This window comes from Moorena sp. SIO2C4 (assembly GCF_010672485.1).
Classification (GTDB): Bacteria; Cyanobacteriota; Cyanobacteriia; order Cyanobacteriales; family Coleofasciculaceae; genus Moorena; species Moorena producens.
The window spans coordinates 1-1,799 of record NZ_JAAHGN010001286.1; the positions used below are offsets into that span (position 1 = coordinate 1).

Consider the following 1,799-nt stretch of genomic DNA (forward strand, 5'->3'; position numbering starts at 1 on the left):
CGTCTCAGTCTGTTGGCTAGCTTGATCGTTTTACTGGCTTGGATAAATTTTGCCAACCCTGCCCATGCTCTCGGTGGCAAACAACCTCCTATTAATGAACCCGCACCCGAGTTCACCCTACCGACCAATACTGGTAAGGGTTCGGTGTCCCTCTCCGATTATCACGGTAAGTGGGTCGTACTCTATTTCTACCCCAAAGACTTTACTAGTGGTTGCACCTTGGAAGCTCAGCGATTTCAGCAAGATTTGGCCAAATATATGGAGATAAATGCGCAGATCCTAGGGGTGAGCGTGGATCATGTCGATTCTCACGCGGAGTTTTGTGAATCAGAAGGTTTACAGTTCCCACTTTTAGCTGACACCGATGGCTCTGTCAGCAAGGCTTATGGTTCTTGGCTAGGTATTATGTCCCTACGCCATACCTATATCATTGATCCAGAAGGCATTCTACGGGAAATATTCCTTGGTGTGATACCAGCAATTCATAGCACCGAAGTACTGGCTCGCCTGGATGAGTTAATGTCTACTTCTTTCTGAGTTGATTTCCCACTAAGGATTAAGCTTTAACAAGATTTATGCCCTGAGGAGGTCTAATCTCTGGTCTAATATATCTGCTCTAATCTCTATAGATAGAGTTTAACCAAATCAACTCATTTCTAGATATAGCTCTACATATAGCTTGAGTGCCTAAGTCCTATTTAAGCATCCTTGAAGGAGGCTACTGAAAGTAGGCTGAGTACTGAAGCCGGATCATCAACAGTAGCGCTGGTTAGCTTAACATTGTCAATGATGAGCCCAGACTGAGTTTGATGACTCAATTCATTCACAACACCAAAGCCTAGGCTGTAAGTTCCAGCAGTAGTGAAGGTATGAGTAAATCCTTGAAATCCGGTTTGGTTGTAAAAGTTTTTCGGTGCTTGACTAAAGACCCCTAGGATTGGGTTAGCTAGTTCATAGACAATTTGGGACTTGGGAGAACTAAGGCAGAAGAAAGCGAAGTCGGCAACAATAGCCTCATCTCCCACGTCTTCATTGGTGAGAAAATTCCAATCAAAGGTTAAGGTATCACCAACACAAGGGGTAATCATTTGTTGGATAGCAGCACCTCTGACTACCTTGCTAGAAGTACCACATATGCCAACGGTGTCTAAAATTTTCTGGGCAATACAATCAAGAGTTCCTGTGGACAGGTATAAAAACTCCTCCAGTTTAGAGGCTGATGGGGCTTTTGGCTGACCTGTTCTGGTGACTTCGGTATTGCTAGTTCTTAGTAAAAGCTGCTTTTCTCCCTCGGTTGGAGTAATGCCAAAACTAGCTCTTTTGATCCCGCCTGGTCCTAGCTTTTGCCAGCCTTTGAGTCCTTCTTCAAAGCCACCATTAACTAATTTAACTGGTTCCTCACCACTAGAAAAACTAGACGAGTCAACCAGATAGTTGATTTCTTTTCTTAAGGTGGACTGTTTTGGAATTTGAGACGTGGACATAAAATTAATTTTTCTAGAACGCTAAAGGTTGAAACGACGACGATGATTCCAGAAAAATCAGAGGCAATCTTAACTTTTGATATGAGCACCAACCGTATTAACACCCTGATTAATCTGATCAGTTTGATGATCGTCTAATGACTAATGGTAAGTATTCAGCTGTCAGCTATCAGCTAATGCGCTACTTGAGGTGCTGTCTTGATGCAAAGCGCGAGTGGGGGAAACCACGGCAAAGCGCGAGTGGGGGGAACCCCCTTTGGCGGCGCTGCCTCCCCTGTTCCGAAGCTGCATCGCTACTTGAGGTGCTAGCAGGCA

2 protein-coding genes are annotated in these 1,799 nt (G+C 44.5%); one reads left to right on the plus strand and one right to left on the minus strand.

What is annotated here, in order from left to right:
• Positions 1-537 (plus strand): peroxiredoxin (locus F6K20_RS36680; RefSeq protein ID WP_287298131.1); only part of this gene is annotated, 537 nt, incomplete at its 5' end.
• 161 nt (positions 538-698) lie between these two features.
• Here F6K20_RS36680 and F6K20_RS36685 read toward each other — a convergent pair.
• A complete protein-coding gene (locus F6K20_RS36685; RefSeq protein ID WP_008182024.1) occupies positions 699-1,484 on the minus strand; it encodes a hypothetical protein in 786 nt (261 codons plus the stop codon).
• Between the last annotated feature and the right edge of the window lie 315 nt (positions 1,485-1,799).

What these genes read in the sequence shown, in the direction of transcription:
- F6K20_RS36685 (WP_008182024.1), bottom strand. Translation starts at nt 1,484, where the DNA reads ATGTCCACGTCTCAAATTCCAAAACAGTCCACCTTAAGAAAAGAAATC.